Below are 6,484 nucleotides of genomic sequence, written 5' to 3' on the forward strand. Positions count from 1 at the left end.
ACGCGGCGCCGTTTGATTCCCGCGAGGAATACCGGCGCAACGGCGAAACGATTTCCGCTAGAGTTGGAATTAAAAAACGGCTGGCGGGAAAAGGATGAGAATCGAAGACTTGCGCGTCTTCTCCGTGCTCGCGGAGACGCGAAATCTGCATCGCGTTGCGCAGAAAACCGGGCTCACGCAATCGGCCGTGTCGAAGATCCTGCAGCGGCTCGAAGCCGAGTTCGATACGCGGCTCGTCGATCGCAAAGGGCGCGGCGTCGAGCTCACCGCGGCGGGGCGCGTGCTCGTCGAGCGTGCCGCCGACGTGGGCGCGTCGGTCGCGCAAACCTACGCGGAAATGGCGGCGGCGAAGTCCGCGTCGGCGGGGAAGATTCGCATCGGCGTCGTGCCGGCGCTGCTCGAATCCGCGCTGCTGCCGACGCTCGCGCGCTATACGGCGCGCGAGAGCGCCGTTTCTTTCCGGCTTTCCGTGCAGGTTTCGGCGCTTCTCTTCGACGAACTGAAAGACGGCCAACTCGACCTCGCGCTTTGCTTCATGCAAGACAGCGTCGTCGACGAAGAACTCCAGTCGGACGAGATCGGCGTCGACCGTTATCGGATCGTCGCGCGCCAGGGCCATCGGTTGGCCCATGCGCCAACCGATCCGCGCATGCTGCAAGCGGCGAAATGGCTGCTGCCGCTGCCGGGTCACGGATTGCGGCAGATCGTCGATCGCTATTTCGACGATCATGGCCTCACGCCGCCGCAGACCGTCGTGGAAACGGATGCATCGATCTCGCTGCTGACGTCCCTGCTGCGCAACAGCGACCTCATCACGATCCTGACCGAGCAGATGCTCAAGACCTATGCGGGCCGCGATCTCGCCGCGCTGCCGTACGAAACGGCACTGTTCGAGAGCAGGATCCGGCTTTTTTATCGCAGGAAAACGTATCTGTCGCCGGTCGTGCAGAAATTCCGCTCGACGTTGCGCGATGCGTTGACGGCGCACTGAACGCGCCCGCGAAGTGTAACCATGACAATTTTTTGATTGTAATGATCGCCGGCCATACGATGCTTTCGTGTGACGCCGCTTTGCATCTGACAGAAAGGAGTGGTCATGGACGATTTCCTGATTGCCTTCGGCGCGTTGTGGGTCGTGATCTGCGTGTATGCGATCCTCGCGCACCACTTCAAGCCGTCCGCCTCCGATGACGTCCCGCCCTGCACGATTCCCCCGTGGTTCGAGCGCGAGGAATTCGCCGCCAACGCGTACGCCATGTCGGCGTCCGGATCGCTGCATCCTCGCGAATCGAGAGGGAACTCGCCACGGCGCCTGCTGCGTTGCGCGGGCAGGTCGCCGGAGCGCGTGCGTTCGTCGCGCAGGTGACGCGCCGCCCCGACAAAACACGCTTCCCGGAAGAAGCGCCGCCACGAGACGATAATCTGGCTTGGCTCTCCACTCCGCCAGGATTCCATGTCTTCTGCAGCAGCTCCCTTGCCGCGCGTCGGCCTGCTCTTCTCCCTCGCTTCCTTCCTGCGCCCGTATGCCGGGCGCTGGGCGCTCGCGTTTCTCGCACTGGTGACATCGGCGGGCGCGACGCTGGCGCTGCCGATGGCCTTCCGATATCTGATCGACCGCGGTTTCGCCAGCGGCGATCGGACGCATATCGACCGCTATTTCATCGCGCTTTTCGTCGTCTCGCTCGTCCTCGCGGGCGCGACGGCGCTGCGCTTTTACTGGGTATCGTGGCTCGGCGAGCGCGTGACGGCCGATCTGCGTCGCGCGGTCTACGATCACATCGTCGGAATGAGCCCGCAGTTCTTCGAAACGACACAGACAGGCGAAGTCCTCTCGCGTCTCACCACCGACACGACGCTGATCCAGACGGTCGTGGGCACGAGCCTGTCGCTCGGCTTGCGCAATGCCTTGCTGACGATAGGCGGCATCGCGATGCTGATCACGACGAGCCCCGTGTTGTCGGGCTACATCATCGCCGTGCTGATCGTGGTCGTCGCGCCGATCGTCATCTTCGGCCGGCGGGTGCGGCGGCTTTCGCGCGCGAGCCAGGACAAGGTGGCCAATGCGAGCGCGCTCGCGGGCGAAGTGCTCAACGCCATGCCGACGGTGCAGTCGTACACACAGGAAGCATTCGAGGCGCGGCGCTTCGGCGCGGCGGTGGAATCCGCCTTCGATACCGCGCTCACGCGCATTCGCGCCCGCGCCGGGTTGACGGCCGTGGTCATCGTGTTCGTGTTCGCCGCCGTCGTCTTCGTGCTCTGGCTCGGCGCGCAGGCCGTGCTCGCGAAGCAGATGACGGCGGGCCAGTTGTCGCAGTTCATCCTCTACGCGGTGTTCACGGCGGGCGCCGTCGGCGCGCTCGCGGAAGTGTGGGGCGATCTGCAGCGCGCCGCCGGCGCAACCGAACGGCTGATGCAGCTTCTGTCCGCGCGCTCGCCCGTCACGGAGGCCGCGACCACGGTGCCGATGCCCGCCGCCGGCGAAGGCATCCGCTTCGACGACGTGAGCTTCTCCTACCCTTCCCGCGAGGGCATCGCGACGCTTTCCGGCTTCTCGCTGCATGTGCGTCCCGGCGAGCATGTTGCGCTCGTCGGGCCATCGGGAGCGGGCAAGACCACGCTGTTTCAATTGCTGCTGCGGTTCTACGACCCGCAGTCCGGCAACATTTCGATCAACGGCGTCGCGACACGTCACATGTCGCTCGGCACGTTGCGCCGCGCGGTCGGCGTCGTGTTGCAGGACTCGGTGATTTTTTCAGGCAGCGTCTTCGACAACATCCGTTACGGCATGCCCGACGCGACGCTCGCGCAAGTGCAACGCGCCGCCGACATGGCCGCCGCCGCCGGTTTCATCGAGCAGCTTCCGCAGGGCTACGACACGTTTCTCGGCGAGCGCGGCGTGCGGCTGTCGGGCGGGCAGCGTCAGCGCATCGCGATTGCGCGGGCGATTCTGCGCGATCCGCCCATCCTCCTGCTCGACGAAGCCACCAGCGCGCTCGACGCGGCGAGCGAACGGCTCGTGCAAACGGCGCTTGACAATGCCGCGCAGAATCGCACGACGCTGGTCATCGCGCATCGGCTGGCGACCGTGCAGCAAGCCGACCGCATCGTCGTGATGGAACAGGGGCGGATCGTCGCGCAAGGCCGTCACGCCGAGCTGCTGCGAAGCTCGCCGCTGTATGCGCAGCTCGCGGCGCTGCAGTTCGGCGAGCCGGCCATCGCCGCATTGCGCGACTTCAACGCTTCGCGTTGAGCCTTCGCCACAAGGTCGTCTTGCTGATGCCGAGCGCCTTGCAGACGGCGTCCCGATCGCCTCCGAACGCGGCGAGCGATGCACGCACCTGATCGGCTTCCACCGAACGGCTCAGGTCGCGCAGCGAGAGATCGGCGCCGGCTTCGCTCTCGACCTCGGACAGTTCGGGCGCGATCGCCTGCAAGTCGTCCAGCGTCAGCGCAGCGGCCCGATCCTTGCCGGCATCCATATCCGGAATCTCCACGGCAATGCGCTCGACGATGTTCTGCAACTCGCGGACATTCCCCGGCCACGGATAACGCCGCAGCGTCTGCGCGAGCGGCGCGAGCAAGCGCACGGCATCGTCGGGGCCGGGCACGCGCAACGCGAGCGCCTTGTCGCGCCTCGCGGCCTGCATCAGCAGTTCGGCCGCCAATGGCAGGATGTCGCTGGATCGCGCGCGCAACGGCGGCAACGCGACGCTCAGAATGTTGATGCGATAAAACAGGTCGGCCCGAAACGATCCATCGGCGACGCCCTCCGCGAGCGAGCGATGCGTCGCGGCGATCACGCGGATATCGACGCGCGTCGGCTCCGTCGATCCGAGGCGTATCACTTCCCTTTCCTGCAGCACACGCAACAGACGGCTTTGCAGCGAGGGCGGCATCTCGCCGATTTCATCGAGAAACAAGGTTCCGCGATGCGCCGCTTCGATCAAACCGGCCTTGCCGCCCTTGCGCGCGCCCGTGAACGCGCCCTCCTCGTAGCCGAACAGTTCGCTTTCGAGCAGCGCTTCGGGAAACGCGCCGCAGTTCATCGCGACGAACGGAAAGTCCTTGCGACGGCTCAGCCGATGCATGCTCTGCGCGACCATTTCCTTGCCGGTGCCGCTTTCGCCGAGAATCAGGACGGTGGCGTCGGATTTGGCGTAGCGGCGCACGAGCGCTCTCACGCGCTCGATCGGCTCCGATTCCCCGACGACATCCTCCAGCCGATAGCGCGCGACGAATTCCTGTGCGCCCTGCCGCGATCGCAGCGTGCGGTCGAGGCGCTCGACGGCGCGCGATTCCTGGAAAGTGAAGATCGTGCCGCCCGATGCGCCGTCGCTCGCCAGCGGTCCGCGGTGAATCGCGTAGCTCACGCCGCGCACCGCGCCGAATATGTCGCCGTCGGCGACGGGCAATACGCCGTCGAGTTCGGGCGCGACATCGAGCAGCGCCCGGCCGACCGCGCGCGATGCATCGGGAATGCCGAGCGCGGACGCGAGCCGCCGATTGATCGCTTCGATGCGTCCGCCCGCATCGACCGCGACGACGCCATCGCGAAGATGCTGCAACAGGTTGTCGAGACGGTTGCGCCGCGCGACTTCGCGGCGCGTCGCCTGCGCGACTTCCAGCGCGGTCTCGAACGCCGCGACGACCGACGTGCGCGAATACAGAAACACCGAGCTCATGCCCGCCTCGGCCGCCAGATCCGCGACGAGGCCGGGCCCGACCACGACATCGACGCCGCGATCGCGCAGATCCAGCACGAGACTCTCCGCGTCCTGCGCCGAGCGATACGACTCGCAGATCACGTCGATGCCGTATGCGGCGAGAAACCGGCGTATTTCCGCGGGCGTGTCGCCATGCGTGACGAGCGCGACGCTCGCGCCCTCGCGCCGCGCTTTCGTGAGCGCGTGCATCACGTCGAAACCGGTCGGGCTGATCACGACGACCGGCACCGACACGCGATTCTTGAGATACGCGCCATTCGAGCCGCCGGCGACGACGACATCCGGCCGCTCGTCGCGCGCGCCTTCGATGCTGTTGGCGGCGTCCTCGTAGCCGAGCGGGACGACGTCGAGTTCGGCGCGATCGGCATAGGCGCCGGCGATGTCGATGAACAACGCTCTGAGCCGGCTGATGCCGATGGCCCATATGCGCGGGCGAGACGCGATTTCCGTTTGCATGATTTTTTGACCCGAGGGAACGCGTCGAGTATGCAGCATCCGTTTCAGGTTCGAAACTCGGGATTTCATCCGTGAAAGCACTGACGTTCGGTCACATTTTCGCGATTCTGCAAAATCAAGGACTTACGCCCGAAAATCGGCCTGGCAAGCAACTTGCATCAAGGGGGCGAGTTCATCAGGAGAGAAATCGTGAGTTCCGAAATCCAGTCCGCACAGACCGCAGGCGCGCGGTTCCGCCAGGCCGTCCGCGACGAATCGCCGTTGCAGGTCGTCGGCGCGATCACCGCGTACGCCGCGAAGATGGCCGAGGCCGTCGGCTTCAAGGCGCTCTATCTGTCAGGCGGCGGCGTGGCCGCCAATTCGCTCGGCATGCCCGACCTCGGCATCAGCACGATGGAAGACGTGCTCATCGACGCGCGCCGCATCACCGACGCCTCGTCGCTGCCGCTGATGGTCGATATCGACACGGGCTGGGGCGGCGCCTTCAACATCGCGCGCACGATCCGCTCGTTCATCAAGGCGGGCGTGGCGGCCGTGCATATCGAAGATCAGGTCGGGCAGAAGCGCTGCGGGCATCGGCCGGGCAAGGAAGTCGTGCCGGCGAGCGAAATGGTCGATCGCGTGAAGGCCGCCGTCGATGCGCGCACTGACGAGACGTTCGTCATCATGGCGCGCACCGACGCCGCCGCCGCGGAAGGCATCGATGCGGCGATCGAGCGCGCCATCGCTTATGTGGAAGCGGGCGCCGACATGATCTTCCCCGAAGCGATGAAGACGCTCGACGACTATCGCCGCTTCAAGGCCGCCGTGCGCGTGCCGATCCTCGCGAATCTGACCGAGTTCGGCTCGACGCCGTTCTTCACCGTCGACGAACTGAAGGATGCGAACGTCGATATCGCGTTGTATTGCTGCGGCGCGTATCGCGCGATGAACGCGGCCGCGCTCAACTTCTACGAGACCGTGAAGCGCGACGGCACGCAAAAGGCCGCCGTCGAAACGATGCAGACGCGCGCCGACCTGTACAAGTATCTCGGCTATCACGCCTACGAAGACAAGCTCGACCAGCTTTTTGCCGCAAAGAAATAACCCTTGAAGGAGACGAAATCGATGAGCGAAGCAGACAACAGCAACGCATCCGCAGGCGCATTCAAGCCGAAGAAATCCGTCGCGCTGTCCGGCGTGACGGCGGGCAATACCGCGCTCTGCACGGTCGGCAAGACCGGCAATGACCTGCACTATCGCGGCTACGACATTCTCGATGTCGCGACCACTTCCGAATTCGAAGAGATCGCGTATCTGCTCGT

General features: G+C 65.3%; 6 protein-coding genes. 5 read left to right on the forward strand and 1 reads right to left on the reverse strand.

Features of this window, described 5'->3' with window-relative positions:
- Window positions 1–94 precede the first annotated feature (94 nt).
- From NOV72_RS25180 to NOV72_RS25190, 3 genes are all read left to right on the forward strand, one after another.
- A complete protein-coding gene (locus tag NOV72_RS25180) occupies window positions 95–991 on the forward strand; it encodes a LysR family transcriptional regulator (RefSeq protein ID WP_106857268.1) in 897 nt (298 codons plus the stop codon).
- Window positions 992–1,096: 105 nt separating this feature from the next.
- Window positions 1,097–1,366, forward strand: a complete 270-nt coding sequence (locus NOV72_RS25185) for a hypothetical protein (protein WP_106857269.1) — start codon at window positions 1,097–1,099, stop codon at window positions 1,364–1,366.
- 87 nt (window positions 1,367–1,453) lie between these two features.
- Complete coding sequence (locus tag NOV72_RS25190) at window positions 1,454–3,250, forward strand: ABC transporter transmembrane domain-containing protein (RefSeq protein ID WP_106857270.1); 1,797 nt, start codon at window positions 1,454–1,456, stop codon at window positions 3,248–3,250.
- Here NOV72_RS25190 and prpR read toward each other — a convergent pair.
- Window positions 3,234–5,180 carry a propionate catabolism operon regulatory protein PrpR gene (gene prpR, locus NOV72_RS25195; RefSeq protein WP_106857283.1) on the reverse strand — a complete coding sequence of 649 codons (1,947 nt, stop codon included), beginning with the start codon at window positions 5,178–5,180 and terminating at the stop codon, window positions 3,234–3,236. The genes NOV72_RS25190 and prpR overlap by 17 nt on opposite strands.
- A 189-nt stretch (window positions 5,181–5,369) precedes the next feature.
- Between prpR and prpB the strand changes: the two genes are divergently transcribed.
- Entirely contained in the window at window positions 5,370–6,266 is an 897-nt protein-coding gene (prpB, locus tag NOV72_RS25200; protein WP_106857271.1) for a methylisocitrate lyase, read from the forward strand.
- Between the two features lie 21 nt (window positions 6,267–6,287).
- Window positions 6,288–6,484: citrate/2-methylcitrate synthase (locus NOV72_RS25205; RefSeq protein WP_281261824.1), on the forward strand; the 197-nt coding region annotated here is incomplete at its 3' end.

The sequence above is a fragment of the Caballeronia novacaledonica genome (assembly GCF_900258035.1).
GTDB classification, from domain to species: domain Bacteria; phylum Pseudomonadota; class Gammaproteobacteria; order Burkholderiales; family Burkholderiaceae; genus Caballeronia; species Caballeronia novacaledonica.

Coding starts and splice junctions, on each gene's coding strand:
- NOV72_RS25180 (WP_106857268.1), top strand. CDS start 95: ATGAGAATCGAAGACTTGCGCGTCTTCTCCGTGCTCGCGGAGACGCGA.
- NOV72_RS25185 (WP_106857269.1), top strand. CDS start 1,097: ATGGACGATTTCCTGATTGCCTTCGGCGCGTTGTGGGTCGTGATCTGC.
- NOV72_RS25190 (WP_106857270.1), top strand. CDS start 1,454: ATGTCTTCTGCAGCAGCTCCCTTGCCGCGCGTCGGCCTGCTCTTCTCC.
- prpR (WP_106857283.1), bottom strand. CDS start 5,180: ATGCAAACGGAAATCGCGTCTCGCCCGCGCATATGGGCCATCGGCATC.